Genomic DNA, 15092 nt, shown 5'->3' on the forward strand with positions numbered 1-15092 from the left:
CTCAGCGGCGTCGGGTGTCGCGCGGCAACGCCAGCCGCACCTCGCGGTTGGCGAAATCGATGTCGACGCGGCGAAACAGTTGCAGCACGTCCATCCCCAGCAGCATCGCGGGCCGCTCGGCCAGGCCGAACACCGCGAACGGCGGCGCGTCGACCGCGGTGAACGCGACGGGAAGGTCGCCCAGCGACAGGCTGCCGATCGAGACGCGGTCCATCGTGGTATAGTCGGCCACCACCGTCTCGCCGGTGACCCCGGTCAGCGAGACCGTCTGAGTTCGATCCGCGCCCCCCAGTGCCTTGCGAGTCACCTTCCGGCGCAGCGCGCCATTGGCCATGCTGACCGAGGTGCCGGTATCGAGGATCACGCGGATGCGGATGCCGTTGCAATAGGCGTCGGTGACGACGAGTTGCCCGAACAGGCTGCGCGCGCGGATGACGATCTCGTCGGGTGCGGCACGCTCGCGGATACGGCGTTTGCGCGACGGGGTGACCGTCATCACGTTGGTGTCGAAGTCGATCGTCAAAGCGTGATTTTGCAACGTGTCGATCCCGAGCAGCCCACGCGCGCCCAGGTTGATCGCACCGATCGCCGGGGCCTCGATCGGTGCGCTGCCGATCACGCTGACCTTGAGCGAGGGGATGACGGCAGTGGCGACCCGTTCCGATCCGGTCATTCCCGTCACGCGTACCGTTCGGCCCGGGGCTAGACCAAGCGTGGCGGCCAGCTCGCGTGCGATGACGGTCCGCTGCGCGCCGGTATCGACGATGAACGGAAAGGGCCCTGCGCCGGCGATCGTCACCGGCACCGTCATCCGCGTTTGGTCGTCGCCGAACAACAGCGTCGCGGCATCGGGGTCTGCTGCGGATGCTGCAGCCGTTGGTGGTGCAGCATTCTGGCGCGGGGGCACGGCGTCCTGGGCGCTCGCCTGGGCGGTGATCACGAACAGCAACGGGCCCAGCCACCTGCGCATGCTGCAAATGCTGCGCCCGATTTCATGCGCGCGCAACTATGGTTATTCGGGCAGAACGACGCTTCAAAAGCCACCACCCCGGCGGAGGCCGGGGCCCAATTGGAAAGGTGGTCGTAACAGAGCATTGACCCTGATTAGCAGCGTCCCCCAATTGGGCCCCGGCCTTCGCCGGGGTAGTGGAACTTACGGAGTGTCCGCCCCCCTCAATCCGGCCGCATCGCGTCGGCGATCATCGCCTCCGCCTCGATCAGCAGCGCGTCGTCCGAACTGCTTGTCGTCACCTTCTCGCGCCCGATCAGCGTCAGCACCGGCACCGCCAGCGGCGTCACGCGCTCGAGGTCGACATGCACCATCGTTGCCGCCGCCCGGTCGAGCAGTGACGCCAGCCGCCCGACATCGGTCATCCGTGCGCGCGCATCCGCCCATGCCGCCTCCAGCAACAGATGCGTCGGCTCGTACTTACGCAGCACGTCGTAGATCAGGTCGGTCGAGAACGTCACCTGCTTGCCGGTCTTGCGCTTGCCCGGATGTTGCCGCTCGACCAGCCCGCCGATCACCGCCACCTCGCGGAACGCGCGCTTGAGCAAATGCGATTGCTGCACCCATTCGACGAATTCATGCTCGAGGATATCCGCCGAGAACAAAGCCGCGGGATCGGTGATCTTCTCCAGCCCAAACACCGCCAGCGCATAGTCGTTGGCGACGAAACCCAGCGGTTTCAGCCCCTGCGTCTCCATCCGCCGCGTGATCAGCATCCCCAGCGACTGGTGCGCGTTCCACCCTTCGAAGCTGTACGCGACCATGTAATGCCGCCCCTCGCGCGGGAACGTCTCGACCAGCAGCTGGCCGGGCTCGGGCATCACCGATCGATACGCCTGCATCTCCAGCCATTCGCGCACGTCGTCGGGGAAGCGCGCCCACTCGCCTGGATGCGCGAGGAACCCGCGGACCCGGTCGGCCAGGTTGGTCGACAGCGGCATCCGGCTGCCGCCATAGGTCGGGATCCGCGCGGGCTTCGACGTCGCGCGCACCACCAGATCCTCGAGGTCGATCTTCATCACCTCGAGGCTGAGCCCCGCGAAGAAGAACGTATCGCCGTGGCTCAGCTGCGCCGCGAACGCCTCCTCGACGCGCCCGAGCACGCGGCCATTGCCGAACCGCACGTTCAGCATCGTCGCCTCGACGATAATCCCGGCGTTCAGCCTGTGCTGGCCGATGAACTTGGGATGGCTGACCCGCCACGTGCCATCCGCGTCCTTGGTCAGCCGCTTGAACCGGTCATACGCCTTCAGCGAATAGCCGCCGTCGCTGATGAAGTGCAGCACGCGCTCGAACGTCTCGGTCGGCAGCGCGGAATAAGGCAGCGCGGATCGGATCTCGTCGAGCAGATCCGCCTCGCGGAACGGCGCCGCACACGCGCACGCCATCACATGCTGCGCGAGCACGTCGAGCGCACCGACGCGGAAGATGTCCGAATCGAGCTCGCCCGCCTCGACCGCGTCGAGCGCCGCGCGCGCCTCCAGATATTCGAACCGGTTGCCGGGCACGACGATCGCCTGGCTCGATTCGTCGAGCCGGTGATTGGCGCGGCCGATCCGCTGCAACAGCCGCGACGATCCCTTGGGCGCGCCCATCTGGATCACGCAATCGACATTGCCCCAGTCGACCCCCAGGTCGAGGCTCGACGTCGCGACCAGCGCGCGCAGCTTGCCCTCGGCCATCGCGTTCTCGACCTTGCGCCGCGCCTCCTTGGCCAGACTCCCGTGATGGACGCCGATCGGCAGATTGCCCGCATTCACCTTCCACAGATCCTGGAAAATCAGCTCGGCGAGGCTGCGCGTGTTGCAGAACACGATCGAGGTCTCGTGCGCCTCGATCTCCGCCATCACCTGCGCGGCGGCATAGCGGCCCGAATGCCCCGACCACGGCACGCGGCCCTCGGGCAGCAGGATCGCGATGTTCGGATCGGCACCCGCCTCGCCACGCACCATCGCGACTTGGTCGATATCGCCGTCAGGCGCCAGCCATGCGCGATAGCCGTCGGCATCCGCGACCGTCGCCGACAGCGCAACCCGGCGCATCCCCGGCGAGATCATCTGCAACCGCGCCATGCACAGCGACAGCAGGTCGCCGCGCTTGCCGGTCGCGAACGCATGCACCTCGTCGACGACGATCGTGCGGAGGTTCTCGAACATCGTGATGCTGTCCGGATAGCTCAGCAGCAGCGACAACGATTCAGGCGTCGTCAGCAGGATCTGCGGCGGCTTGATCCGTTGCCGTGCCTTGCGATCCGAGGGGGTGTCGCCGGTGCGCGTCTCGACGCGGATATCCACGCCCATCTCGTCGATCGGCGTCAGCAGGTTGCGCTGGACGTCGACCGCCAGCGCCTTCAGCGGCGAGACGTAGAGCGTGTGCAGCCCCGCGGTGGGCGCCTCGATCAGCTCGGCGAGCGTCGGCAGGAACCCCGCGAGCGTCTTGCCAGCGCCCGTCGCCGCCACCAGCAGCGCGTGATGGCCCGCACGGCCTTCCGCCAGCATCTCGCGCTGATGCCGCCGCGGACGCCATCCCCGCGTCGCGAACCAGTTTTCCAAGGGGAGGGGAAGGTCGCTCACGGCCTGTTCACGCATCGTCGTCATATGGGGGCATCGCGCCGCACCGCTATGGACCGCACGCGTAACGACCGGCATTTCAGCCAAAGCTCTGTTGTGAAAGACAATCGGTGTCGCTTTTTCGCTATCTTCTGCCGCTGCCGTTGCTCGCACTCCTGCCCTTCGCCAATGCCACCGCCGCCAACAAGTCGTTCGTCGGCGCAGGCGGCAATATCCGCCTGTCTCATGCCTCCAGCCTCACGCCGACGCGCAATTTCGCCGGCCGCCCGCTCATGAACCGTGGCTGGCGGCAGATGTGGGACGGCGCGCCGATCGGGCGCGGCGTCGGCATCGTCCGCTTCTGGGAACTCGCCAAGCCGACCGACGGCCAGGGCCAGGTGACCGAGCTGCTCCAGGTCGGCTTCAGCCGCAGCGCGGCGGTGGTCGCGACCTGCGGCACCGCGGGAATGGTCTCCGGCAATGTCCGACGCCTGCCCAACCGGATGCTCGGCGGCCACCGCTGGACCGTCTACGCCAGCGGCGACGCGGGCATGAGCCAGCAGGTGAGCGCGACCAACCTGCGCAGCGTCATCAACGGCGCCTGCTACGCGATCGACCGCGTCACCTACGCGGTAAAGGCCGCCCCACCCGCAGGCCGCAACGCACCGACCCAGGCCGTTGCGGCGGCGCGGATGGACGCGATCCTGGCGACGATCAAGGTCGGCACGCGCCGCTGACTCCCGTCATCCTGACGAAAGTCAGGACCCAGGGTAACAGGCACCGGCGTTCTTGGCTCTGGATCCTGACTTTCGTCAGGATGACGAGACTTGGGGGTGCACGCCATCGTGGACCCCGACCCCTGCTCACCCCGGTACGGCTACGGCACCGCGCCCTCCACCACCCCTTTCTTCCGTCATCCTGACGAAAGTCAGGATCCAGGGTAACAGGCGCTGACGTGTCCGGCTCTGGATCCTGACTTTCGTCAGGATGACGGGACTTGGGTGAGCCGCGGTCTCCGAATCGGACACCGTCTCTCCGTCTCACCCCACCGCAACGCGATCACGGCACCGCACCCCGGTCCACGCGTTACCCCCGCATGGCAAAACTCGGCGACTGGCTCGAACCGCATCCGCACGGCATCCTCGTCAAGCCGATCGACGCGTGGATCGATCCCTCGATCCCGACCGCGAAAGCGCTCGTCACGCACGGCCACGCCGATCACGCGCGCGGCGGTCACGAGGCGGTGTGGGCAACCCCCGAGACGCTCGCGATCATGGATGCGCGCTACGGCCCGCAAGCCGGCAACCCGGTCGCGTACGGCGAGACGATCCGGATGGGCGAGGTCGATATCGGCTTCGTCCCCGCCGGCCACGTGCTCGGCTCGGCGCAGATCGTGCTCGATTACCGCGGCGAGCGGATCGTCGTCTCGGGCGATTACAAGCGCCGCGCGGACCCGACCTGCACGCCGTTCGAACCCGTCAAATGCGACGTCTTCATCACCGAGGCGACGTTCGGCCTGCCGGTGTTCCGCCATCCCGACACCGGCGACGAGATCGACAAGCTGATCGCCGCGCTCCACGCCAACCCCGATCGCTGCGTCGTCGTCGGCGCCTATGCGCTCGGCAAGGCGCAGCGCGTGATCGCCGAACTGCGCGAGCGCGGCCATCACGCGCCGATCTACATCCACGGCGCGCTGCAACGCCTGTGCGATCTCTATGCGGATCACGGCGTCCGGCTCGGCGAACTCTTGCCCGTCGCGGACACCAAGAAGGCGGACATGGCCGGGCATGTCGTGATGTGCCCGCCCGGCGCGCTCAACGATCGCTGGTCGCGGCGGCTGCCCGATCCGATCACCGCGATGGCGAGCGGCTGGATGCGCGTGCGCGGCCGCGCGCGACAGAAGAATGTCGAGCTTCCGTTGATCCTCAGCGACCACGCCGACTGGGACGAACTGATCGCCACGCTGACCGAGATCGCACCGCGCGAAGTCTGGGTGACGCACGGCCGCGAGGATGCGCTGGTTCACTGGTGCATGACCCGCCAGATCAAGGCCCGCGCGCTCGCACTGGTCGGCTTCGAAGACGAGGACGACTGACCCGCGCGCGCCGCCGGCCCCGCCGCCCGTCATCCTGACGAACGTCAGGACCCAGAGCCACGGAGCGGATCGTTTGTAACCCTGGGTCCTGACATTCGTCAGGACGACGGCGATACCCAGCGTGAGGCTTGCGCTTTGCGGCCCGTACGGCAGGATAGGGCATTACCCCTGTCACAAGGATCACCCGTGGCCCGTTCGACCAAGTTCGCCGCCGTATTGCTGCTCGCGCTCTCCACGACTGCCCCCGCGCAGGACTCCCCCAAGAAGGACAAGACCGAGAGCAATGCCGACCGGATGAAGGCCGAGGCGGAGGCCGACTATGCCAACGCCCCCGTCGCCGAGCAGGAGGTCAAGACGAAGGGCCGCGTCACCGTAGGCGGCAAGTCGCTCGCCTATACCGCGACGGTCGGCACGCTCACCTTGCGCGATACCGAGGGCAAGCCGACCGCCAGCCTGTTCTACACCGGCTACACGCTCGACGGCACCAAGCCCGGCACGCGGCGCCCCGTGACGTTCTTCTACAATGGCGGCCCGGGCTCGCCCAGTTTCTGGCTGCACATGGGGTCGTTCGCCCCTGTCCGCCTGCGGACCGCGAACCCCGAATATATCAAGCCCGCGCCCTATGACTTCGGCCCCAATCCCGACACGCTGCTCGACAAGACCGACATGGTGTTCATCGACGCGGTCGGCACCGGCTATTCGCGGCCGCTTGGCGATACCAAGCCGTCCGCCTTCTACGGCGTCGACGAGGATGCCGACGCATTTGCCAAGGGTATCCTGCGCTACGCGACCAAATATGGCCGCTGGAACAGCCCCAAATTCCTGTTCGGCGAAAGCTATGGCACCACCCGGTCGGGCGCGCTCGCCTATCAGCTGCAGGATCGCGGGATGGCGCTCAACGGCATCGTGCTGCTGTCGTCGATCATGAACTACGGCTATCGCCAGCCCGGGCTCGACGAGATTTACCTCAACTACCTGCCGAGCTATGCGGCCAGCGCCTGGTATCACAACCGCCTGCAGAACCGCCCCGCCGACGTCGCGACGACGGTGGCCGAGGCGCGCGCGTTCGCGACCGGCCCCTATGCGGCGGCACTGTCGAAGGGGCAGACGATCTCCGATGCGGAGCGCGATTCGGTCGCGACGCGGATGAGCCAGCTGATCGGCATCTCTCCTGACTTCATCAAGCGCGCCAACCTCCGCATCGACCTCGCGCGCTTCCAGAAGGAGCTGCTGCGCGACCAGCGGCTGACGCTCGGCCGGTTCGATTCGCGCTATACCGGCGTCGACAGCGACGCGGCGGGCGAGCGGCCCGAGACCGACGCGTCGGACACCGCGATCGCGGGCGCATTCATCGCCACCTTCAACGATTATGTGACGCACACGCTCGGCTACAAGACCGAGATGCCCTACCGCCTCAGCGCGCGCGATGCGCCCGGCTGGACATGGAACTGGAAGCACGACGCCCCCGGCCGCGGCGGCCAGTCGCAGAACAACCCCAACACCGCGGTCGACCTCGCCGCCGCGATGCGCGAAAATCCGTATCTCAACGTGCTGTCCATGAACGGCTATTACGACATGGCGACGCCGTTCTTCGGGACGGAGAACGACCTCGGCCACATGATGCTCGATCCCTCGCGCCAGCGGAACCTGGCGTTCCGCTATTATCCCGCGGGGCACATGACGTATCTGAACCCCGAGGCGCTGCACCAGATGAAGGCCGACCTGTCGCGCTGGTACGACACCGCGGTCGGCGAAGCGCGCAGTGCGACGCCACCGGGCGGCGCGAGCGTTTCCGGGGCGGATGGGGCAGGCGACGTCCCGAACTGAGCCCCCCGCCAATACACTTCCCCGGCGAAGGCCGGGGTCCAATTGGGCAACGTAGCTGATGGGCGCTGCGCCCCGTTACGCCAACCTACCCAATTGGGCCCCGGCCTCCGCCGGGGAGGTGTTCCTCTGAGAACGGACTAGCGTCCGACCACCCCCGACCCTAACGCGCGCCTTCCAGCGCCTTAGCCCGGCGGCGCTGGACCGAACTCCCGATCCCCAGCGCCTCCCGGTATTTCGCCACCGTCCGCCGCGCGATGTCGAAGCCTTTCGCGTTGAGCAGCTCGACCAGCGTATCGTCCGACAGGATCTTTGCGCCCTCGGTATCGATCAGCGCGCGGATCGCCGATTTCACCGCCTGCGCCGACACCGCCTCGCCGCCATCCGCCGACTGGATCGCGCTCGTGAAGAAGTATTTCAGCTCGTACAGCCCGCGCGCGCACGACACGTATTTGTTGCTCGTTACCCGGCTGACGGTCGATTCGTGCATCTCGATCGCGTCCGCCACCTGCCGCAGCGTCAGCGGGCGGAGATGCGCGACGCCCTTCAGGAAGAACGCCTCCTGCTGCTTCACGATCTCGGTCGCGACCTTGATGATCGTCCGCTGGCGCTGGTCGAGCGCCTTGACCAGCCAGTTCGCGCTGGCGAGGCAATCGCTCAGCCACGCCTTCGACGCCTTGTCCTGCTGCCCGCCCGACAGCTCGGTATAATAGCTCCGGTTGACCAGCACGCGCGGCAGCGTCGCGGCGTTGATCTCGATCGCCCAGCCCGCCTTGGTGCGCGCGACGAACAGGTCCGGCGTCACCGACTGCGCGGGCTCGCCACCGTAGCGGCAGCCGGGTTTCGGATCATAGCCGCGCAGCTCGCGGATCATGTCCGCCATGTCCTCGTCGTCGACGTCGCACATGCGCTTGAGCCGGGTCAGCTCGCCGCGCGCGAGCAGGTCGAGATTGTCAATCAGCCGCGCCATGCACGGGTCGTAGCGATCCGCCTCCTTCGCCTGCAACGCGAGGCACTCGCCGAGATCGCGCGCGCCGACGCCGGTCGGATCGAACGTCTGGATCGTCGCGAGCACGCGCTCGACGCGCACCAGCGGCACGCCAAGACGGTTCGCGACGTCGAGCAGCGACGCGGTGAGATAGCCCGCCTCGTCGATCTGGTCGATCAGATGCGCCGCGATGAACGCGTCCTCGTGGGGGATTGCGGGGCCCGCCTGTGCGAGCAGATGGTCCGCCAGGCTCAGGCTGGTATCCGCGAACGCCTCGAGATCGGGGCCGTCCTCGCCGCCGACCCCGCCGGTGCTCGCGCCGGTCATCGACAGCGCGCCGTCCATCCCGCTGCCGCCATCGGCGACGCTGTCCTGCTGGTGGCTTTCGGTTGCGTAGTCGACGTCGAGCGCCGGTTCGCCGCCGTCTCCGGTGCCTGCAACCAGTTCGTCGGCGGCCACGCGTTCGTCGCGAACCTCGGGCACGGGCTCGCGGTCCGGCGCGTCGCTATCCTCGGCGGCGCTCGATTCGAGCAGCGGGTTGCGCTCGACCTCCTCGGCGATGAACCCCTCGATCTCCAGGTTCGACAGCGCCAGCAGCTTGATCGCTTGCTGGAGCTGCGGGGTCATCACCAGCGACTGCGACTGGCGGATGTCCAGGCGAGGGGCGAGGCTCACTGGGGCACGCCCCCAATCCCGTCACCCCAGCGAACGCTGGGGTCTCCCGCGGCTAGCACGCGCGCCCTCACCGGGAGATCCCAGCGTTCGCTGGGATGACGGATGGAGGGCAGGGCGGCGTGCATAGGCTAAAGCGAGAAGCCTTCGCCCAGATACAGGCGGCGGACGTTCGCATCGGCGACCAGCTCGGCAGGCGACCCCGAGAACAGCACGCGCCCGTCATAGATGATGTACGCCCGATCGACGATTTCCAGCGTCTCGCGGACATTATGGTCGGTGATCAGCACGCCGATGTCGCGGCGCTTGAGGTCCTTCACCAGATCGCGGATGTCGGCGATCGAGATCGGGTCGATCCCGGCGAACGGCTCGTCGAGCAGCATGATCGACGGATCGGCCGCAAGCGCGCGGGCGATTTCCGCACGCCGCCGCTCGCCACCCGACAGCGCCATCGCCGGTGCCGCGCGCAGGCGGGTGAGGCCGAACTCCTCGAGCAGCGTGTCGAGTTTCCGCTGGCGTGCCGCCTTGTCGGGCTCGGACAGCTCGAGCACGGTCAGGATGTTCTTCTCGATCGTCAGCCCGCGAAAGATCGACGTCTCCTGCGGCAGATAGCCGAGGCCAAGGATCGCGCGCCGGTACATGGGCAGCTTCGTGATATCCTCGCCGTCGAGCATGATGCGGCCCGAATCGGGCTTCACCAGCCCCATCACCGAATAGAAGCACGTCGTCTTGCCCGCGCCGTTCGGCCCGAGCAGCCCGACGACCTCGCCGCGCCCGACCGACACCGACACGTCGGTCAGTACGACCCGCTTGTCATAGGATTTGGCGATCGAGACGACCTGCAGCCCGTTGCTGACGGGCGGCTCCGAGATCGGCTCTACCGCTTCGATCGGGGGCAGCGTGGTGGCGTCCATGGGATCAGGCCCTCGCAAAATTCAGCTGCCGGACGTCCGGCATGGGGTGTCGCCGCGAAAGTCCGGCGGGGATTGGCAGGAAACATGCATGACCGCGCCGCCGGAGGGAAGCCCCCGCGACGTGCCGATGCGTCAGTTGCGCTTGGGGACCGAGAAGGTGCCGGTCACGCGTCCACCCGACTGAGTCACGGTGCCGCCGCCGGTGGTCGCCCCGGTGCTGCCGCCGACCGACGAGCCGTCGATGACCGCGCGACCCGTGTCGAGGTTCATCGTCAGCCGGCCGCCATTCACGACGTTGCCGCCCTGGTTCAGCGTCACCGCACCGAGCATCGTGATCACGCGCTTGTTGAGGTCGTAGATCGCATACTGGCTCTTGGCGGTCTGGTCGGGGCGCCGCACCGTCACGCCGCCCGACGCGTCGAGCCGCGAGACCTGCGGGTTTCCGCCGATCACCTGGCCCGTATAGGCCACCGTCATCCGCGCCGAGTTGAGCGTCATCTCGGCCTGCTTGACCGCGACGTTGCCCGCCAGAACGGCGCGATTCGCCTTGTCCTGCAACTCGATATGATCAGCACCGAAGTTGATCGGGGCGTTGGAGTTGTGCGGCTGCTGCGCGACCGCGGTCGTGGAGAGCAGAACGAACAGGCCGGCAAGGATATGGGGGACGCGCATGGTTGTTATTTCGGCCCTCTGGGGATTATCCGCAAGCGGGCATTGCCATCGAGCGTCACGGTGCGCTCTTCCAGGTTCGCGCGCAGCTTGTTCGCGCTGAACGTCCCCTGCTGCACGGTGCCGGTCGCCGCCCCGCCGCTTTCGAGCGTGCGCGCCTTCATGTCGATCGTCGCGTTGGTGGTCTTGAGGTCATAGCCGCCCGCGGCCGTCGCGTTGAGCGGACCGAACAGCTGCACTTTCTCGGTATCCATGTCGTAGCGGCCGGTGTTCGCCTTGATGTTGGCGGGGCCGTCGGTCAGCTGGATCTGCGCGGCGAGCTGGTTGAGCTGGACGATCGGCTCGGCCGAGCTCTTCTGGATCGCGGAGGCGGCGTCGAGCGTGAACGCCTGGCCCTTGGCATCCTCGCCGCGATAGCGTGCCGCCTGGATCTTCATCCGCTCCTGCGCGACGTCGACCTTGTTCTTGTCGAGCAGGAACGACACGTCGCCGCCCGCGGTCAGCGGCGCCATCACCAGGAACGCCGCCAGCACGCCGATCGCGGTCGGCAGCGCGACGCGCGCGATCGCCACGAAGCGATCATGGCTGCCGCCGGGCGCGGCCCAGTCCTGCCGCGCAGTACGCGCGCGCCGGGCTACCGGAGAGGGCGGCGGCATCTGCGTCATGCGTGCGCGAAGATGTCGATTTCGGGCCAGCCGGCGAGATCGAGCGCGGCGCGGGTCGGCAGGAAGTCGAAGCACGCCTGGGCGAGCTCCATCCGGCCTTCGCGGATCAGCCGCTTGTCGAGCTCGGTCCGCAACCGGTGGAGGAAGCGAACGTCGGACGCGGCATAATCCTTCTGCGCGTCCGACAGTTCGGGGCTGCCCCAGTCGGACGATTGCTGCTGCTTCGAGATGTCCTGGCCGAGCAGTTCGCGGACCAGTTCCTTCAGGCCGTGGCGATCGGTATAGGTCCGCACCAGCCGCGAGGCGATCTTGGTGCAATAGACCGGCGCCGCGACGACGCCGAGATAATGCTGGACCGCGGCGATATCGAATCGTCCGAAATGGTACAGCTTCACGCGGGCCGGGTCGGCCAGCAGCGCCTTCAGATTGGGCGCGTCGTAACCTGCACCCGCGGCAAAGCGGACGAGATGCTCGTCGGGGCCGCCATCGGACAGCTGGACCAGGCACAGCCGGTCGCGCGGAGTGATGAGACCCATCGTCTCGGTATCGACGGCGATCGCGGCACCGGCCGCGAACAGATCGGCGGGGATGTCGCCTTCGTGGAGATAAACTGTCATGACCGTGGCCGTAGCGGCCCGCGGCTGAACGCTCAATGGCTCTATCATCCGCTGCCGTACGGAATCGGGCAATAAGATGGCTCGCCCGGCGCGGGTGCGACGAGCCGTGGCGCACAAGCGACACTTGCGTCAGTATCGGTCCAATTCGCTGGCCGTCGCATCAGATTCTATTCGCGACCGCTTGTATTTTGCGCTAAGGGTCCCCTCAAGGCGCAAAAGGTTTCGCGCTGGAAAACCCGCGTTCGTCGTCCGGCACAAGGGTTTTGAGAAATTTGCGGGCGAACCGGGAAGACGAACAGAGCTTATGGGTTTCGATAAAGGTGGCCGCGGGAACCGTGGCGGGCGTGGCCGCGATAAGCGCGACAGCTTCGGCGGCGGCGACAACGAGTTCGGCGGCGGCAGCAGCTTTGGTGGCGGCGGCGACCGGTTCGGCGGCGGCAACAGCTATGGCGGCGGCGGCGGTTCGAGCTACGGTGGCGGCGGTGGCAGCAGCTACGGCGGCGGCAGCAGCTTCGGCGGCGGCGGCGGTGGCGGCGGTGGTTACCGCGGCGGCGGCGGTGGCGGCGGCTTCTCGGGCGGTGGCGGCGGCGGCGGTGGTCGCGGCATGCCTCCCCAGGTCGTCGGCGAAGGCACCGGTGTCGTAAAGTTCTTCAACGCGCAGAAGGGCTTTGGCTTCGTCGTTCGCGATGACGGCGGCGAGGACGTGTTCGTTCACATCAGCGCTGTCGAGCAGGCCGGCATGGTCGCGCTCGCAGAGGGTCAGCCGCTCGGCTTCACGCTCGTCGATCGCGGTGGCCGTATCTCGGCAACCGACCTCAAGATCGACGGCGAGCCGATGGCCGTCACCGATCGCGGCCCGCCGCGTGACCGTGATGCCGGCCCGGGTGCACCCCGTGGTGGCGACCGTGACGGTGGTGGCGCGCAGCGTCAGCTCACCGGCGAGAAGGCGACTGGTACGGTCAAGTTCTTCAACGCGATGAAGGGCTTCGGCTTCATCCAGCGCGACGATGGGCAGCCTGACGCATTCGTCCACATCTCGGCCGTCGAGCGCGCCGGCATGGCGACGCTCAACGAGGGCGACAAGCTCGAGTTCGAGCTCGAGGTCGATCGTCGCGGCAAGTACGCAGCGGTGAACCTGAGCGCAGGCGGCTGATCCAGCTGACTGAAGCAGAACGCTGATCCATACCATGTTTGGTAGGATAATGATCGCGGCCGGCCTCGCTTTTGCGGGGCCGGCCGTTCTCGTTTCATCGTCGTTGCTGTCGTCGGCAGCACCCGCCCGTGTGCAGGCGGCGGCCGCGCCGGACGTGCGCGTGCCGATGCTGTCTGCGACGATCGTCGCCCGCTATCCGCACGATCGTACCGCGTTCACCGAAGGCCTGCTCTGGCACGATGGCGCGCTGTACGAGAGCACGGGGCAGGAGCGGCAATCCGACGTCCGCCGCGTCTCGCTCGCCGATGGCAAGATCCTCGCCAGGGCGCGAATCGATCCCGCGCAGTTCGGCGAAGGTCTCGCTTTGTGGAAGGACCAGCTCGTCAGCCTCACCTGGCATGACGGCATCGCGCATCGCTGGGACGTCCGCACGCTCAAGCAGAAGGGCCGGAACCGCTACACCGGCGAGGGCTGGGGGCTGACCAGCGATGCGCGCGGCTTCATCCAGTCCGACGGCAGCGACAGCCTGATCCTGCGCGACCCGCTGACGCTGGCGGAACGCAGCCGGGTCGCCGTGGCGATCGACGGCCGTCCCTTACGCGACATCAACGAGCTCGAATATGTCCACGGCGCGGTGCTCGCCAACGTCTGGCACACCGGCTTCCTGGTCCGCATCGATCCCGCCACGGGCAAGGTGACCGCGATCATCGACCTCCGCCCGCTCGTCGCCGAAATCGCCGCGACCGACCCCGAGGCGGTCCTCAACGGCATCGCCTGGGACGCCAAGGCCGACCGTCTGTTCGTGACGGGCAAATACTGGCCCACGCTGTTCGAGATAAAGATCAACACCCCGCGCTAAGCCGCCGCTGGCGCGCTCCGCTACCGTCTTGTTTTCCCGCGAAGGCGGGAGCCCAGACTGGACTCCCGCCTTCGCGGGAGAACAAGGAGGGGATCCGAGACGTGCCAACCTGCCACATCCTAATCCCGTCCCCGCACCTCGTCCGTCACTCCGCCTTTCCCGTCACCCCAGCGAAAGCTGGGGTATCCCCGTGTGGGGTGATACCGCTGCCAGCGTCGGGGACCGAGACCCAAGCCGGCACCCCCTCAAAACCCATGCCCCGCCCCCGGCGCCACCGCCGCGATCGCCGCCAGCACATGCCGGAGCAGCCCATCCGCATCATGATGGATATTGTGCCCTCCAGGCATCGCCACCTTCCGCACGCCAGCCACGCTCAGCAACGGGCACAAGCTGTCGGTCTCCTCGACCCCGTAAATGCACGTAAGCGGCGCCCAATCGAGTCGGTTGCCCGTCGACACCCCCATGCTGTCGGGCGTACCATGATCGTAGAGCAGCCCCGACGGATCCGCGCGGTAGAACACGGTGTCCCCCGGCAGGATCAACACGATCCCCGCAACGCGCGGCCGCAGCGACGCCGGCAGGTCCGCCAGCCCGGTCTGGACGATGTCCGCGCCGTAGGACTGGCCCATCACCACCACCCGCCTCGCCCCGGTCCGTGCCAGCGCCGCGCGAACCCCGTCCGCGACGATCGCATCGAGTTCCTCCCGCGACCGATGGCGCGCGAACAGGGCAGGGGTGGTGATCCCGACGACCGGGATCCCATGCTCGGTCAACCCGCGCGAGGTCGACGCGCCAAGCAGGAACCGCAATCCCATGTCGCCTGAAAAATTGACCACCGCGATCGGCGGGGCGCCCGACGCGCGGACGCCGATCGCCGGATACACATGCACCGGATCGCGGTCGAAATAGCCCGCGAGATAGACGAACAGCACGACGATCGCGGACAGGAAACCGCTTACCCATGCGCCGCGCCGCCACCGTCGTGCCGCCGCCGTGCGGGGATGTTTCGTCTTGCTCACCGGACCGTCCTTACGCTCGCCACGATCGGCGGCGATACCCCGCTATTCCACCCGATTCG

13 protein-coding genes are annotated in these 15092 nt (G+C 67.5%); 5 read left to right on the top strand and 8 right to left on the bottom strand.

Annotated features, from left to right (window positions below; translation table 11 throughout):
• Position 1 precedes the first annotated feature (1 nt).
• On the bottom strand, positions 2 to 970 hold the full coding sequence (locus tag EV283_RS18265) for an aspartyl protease family protein (RefSeq protein ID WP_130327891.1): 969 nt from the start codon (positions 968 to 970) through the stop codon (positions 2 to 4).
• A 203-nt stretch (positions 971 to 1173) separates the two neighbouring features.
• Entirely contained in the window at positions 1174 to 3597 is a 2424-nt protein-coding gene (locus EV283_RS18270) for a ligase-associated DNA damage response DEXH box helicase (protein WP_130327893.1), read from the bottom strand.
• A gap of 92 nt (positions 3598 to 3689) precedes the next feature.
• On the opposite strand from EV283_RS18270, the gene EV283_RS18275 reads away from it, so the two are divergent.
• The 3 genes from EV283_RS18275 (at position 3690) to EV283_RS18285 (ending at position 7480) form a co-directional block, all read left to right on the top strand.
• Positions 3690 to 4295: a hypothetical protein gene (locus EV283_RS18275; RefSeq protein WP_130327895.1), complete on the top strand. Its 606-nt coding sequence runs from the start codon at positions 3690 to 3692 to the stop codon at positions 4293 to 4295.
• Positions 4296 to 4654: 359 nt separating this feature from the next.
• Positions 4655 to 5653 carry a ligase-associated DNA damage response exonuclease gene (locus tag EV283_RS18280; RefSeq protein ID WP_130327897.1) on the top strand — a complete coding sequence of 333 codons (999 nt, stop codon included), beginning with the start codon at positions 4655 to 4657 and terminating at the stop codon, positions 5651 to 5653.
• 186 nt (positions 5654 to 5839) lie between these two features.
• Positions 5840 to 7480, top strand: coding sequence for a peptidase S10 (locus EV283_RS18285; protein ID WP_242616063.1), 1641 nt, complete (start codon positions 5840 to 5842; stop codon positions 7478 to 7480).
• 160 nt (positions 7481 to 7640) lie between these two features.
• On the opposite strand, the gene rpoN is transcribed toward EV283_RS18285, so the two are convergent.
• From rpoN to EV283_RS18310, 5 genes are all read right to left on the bottom strand, one after another.
• Positions 7641 to 9140 carry an RNA polymerase factor sigma-54 gene (gene rpoN / locus EV283_RS18290; RefSeq protein WP_130327899.1) on the bottom strand — a complete coding sequence of 500 codons (1500 nt, stop codon included), beginning with the start codon at positions 9138 to 9140 and terminating at the stop codon, positions 7641 to 7643.
• Between the two features lie 128 nt (positions 9141 to 9268).
• Complete coding sequence (gene lptB, locus EV283_RS18295; RefSeq protein ID WP_055881895.1) at positions 9269 to 10051, bottom strand: LPS export ABC transporter ATP-binding protein; 783 nt, start codon at positions 10049 to 10051, stop codon at positions 9269 to 9271.
• 132 nt (positions 10052 to 10183) lie between these two features.
• Positions 10184 to 10723, bottom strand: coding sequence for an LptA/OstA family protein (locus EV283_RS18300; protein ID WP_130327901.1), 540 nt, complete (start codon positions 10721 to 10723; stop codon positions 10184 to 10186).
• A 5-nt stretch (positions 10724 to 10728) separates the two neighbouring features.
• Positions 10729 to 11385, bottom strand: coding sequence for an LPS export ABC transporter periplasmic protein LptC (lptC, locus tag EV283_RS18305; RefSeq protein ID WP_234422515.1), 657 nt, complete (start codon positions 11383 to 11385; stop codon positions 10729 to 10731).
• Complete coding sequence (locus tag EV283_RS18310) at positions 11382 to 12002, bottom strand: ribonuclease D (RefSeq protein ID WP_055881883.1); 621 nt, start codon at positions 12000 to 12002, stop codon at positions 11382 to 11384. Before EV283_RS18310 ends, lptC begins: the two co-directional genes overlap by 4 nt.
• Before the next feature lie 304 nt (positions 12003 to 12306).
• On the opposite strand from EV283_RS18310, the gene EV283_RS19600 reads away from it, so the two are divergent.
• Both EV283_RS19600 and EV283_RS18320 read left to right on the top strand, forming a co-directional pair.
• The gene (locus EV283_RS19600) at positions 12307 to 13155 is read left to right on the top strand and encodes a cold-shock protein (RefSeq protein ID WP_055881879.1); all 849 of its coding nucleotides are present in this window, start codon (positions 12307 to 12309) and stop codon (positions 13153 to 13155) included.
• Positions 13156 to 13204: 49 nt separating this feature from the next.
• Positions 13205 to 14014: a glutaminyl-peptide cyclotransferase gene (locus EV283_RS18320; RefSeq protein ID WP_242616064.1), complete on the top strand. Its 810-nt coding sequence runs from the start codon at positions 13205 to 13207 to the stop codon at positions 14012 to 14014.
• A 245-nt stretch (positions 14015 to 14259) separates the two neighbouring features.
• Here the strand turns inward: EV283_RS18320 and EV283_RS18325 are convergent, their stop codons facing one another.
• Positions 14260 to 15033: an AcvB/VirJ family lysyl-phosphatidylglycerol hydrolase gene (locus EV283_RS18325; protein WP_130327905.1), complete on the bottom strand. Its 774-nt coding sequence runs from the start codon at positions 15031 to 15033 to the stop codon at positions 14260 to 14262.
• Between the last annotated feature and the right edge of the window lie 59 nt (positions 15034 to 15092).

The sequence above is a fragment of the Sphingomonas sp. BK036 genome (assembly GCF_004216825.1).
Classification (GTDB): domain Bacteria; phylum Pseudomonadota; class Alphaproteobacteria; order Sphingomonadales; family Sphingomonadaceae; genus Sphingomonas.

Bases quoted from the DNA above. Each gene is read 5' to 3' on its own strand.
- EV283_RS18265 (WP_130327891.1), bottom strand. From the start codon at position 970: ATGCGCAGGTGGCTGGGCCCGTTGCTGTTCGTGATCACCGCCCAGGCG.
- EV283_RS18270 (WP_130327893.1), bottom strand. From the start codon at position 3,597: ATGCGTGAACAGGCCGTGAGCGACCTTCCCCTCCCCTTGGAAAACTGG.
- EV283_RS18280 (WP_130327897.1), top strand. From the start codon at position 4,655: ATGGCAAAACTCGGCGACTGGCTCGAACCGCATCCGCACGGCATCCTC.
- lptB (WP_055881895.1), bottom strand. From the start codon at position 10,051: ATGGACGCCACCACGCTGCCCCCGATCGAAGCGGTAGAGCCGATCTCG.
- EV283_RS18300 (WP_130327901.1), bottom strand. From the start codon at position 10,723: ATGCGCGTCCCCCATATCCTTGCCGGCCTGTTCGTTCTGCTCTCCACG.
- lptC (WP_234422515.1), bottom strand. From the start codon at position 11,385: ATGACGCAGATGCCGCCGCCCTCTCCGGTAGCCCGGCGCGCGCGTACT.
- EV283_RS18310 (WP_055881883.1), bottom strand. From the start codon at position 12,002: ATGACAGTTTATCTCCACGAAGGCGACATCCCCGCCGATCTGTTCGCG.
- EV283_RS19600 (WP_055881879.1), top strand. From the start codon at position 12,307: ATGGGTTTCGATAAAGGTGGCCGCGGGAACCGTGGCGGGCGTGGCCGC.
- EV283_RS18320 (WP_242616064.1), top strand. From the start codon at position 13,205: ATGATCGCGGCCGGCCTCGCTTTTGCGGGGCCGGCCGTTCTCGTTTCA.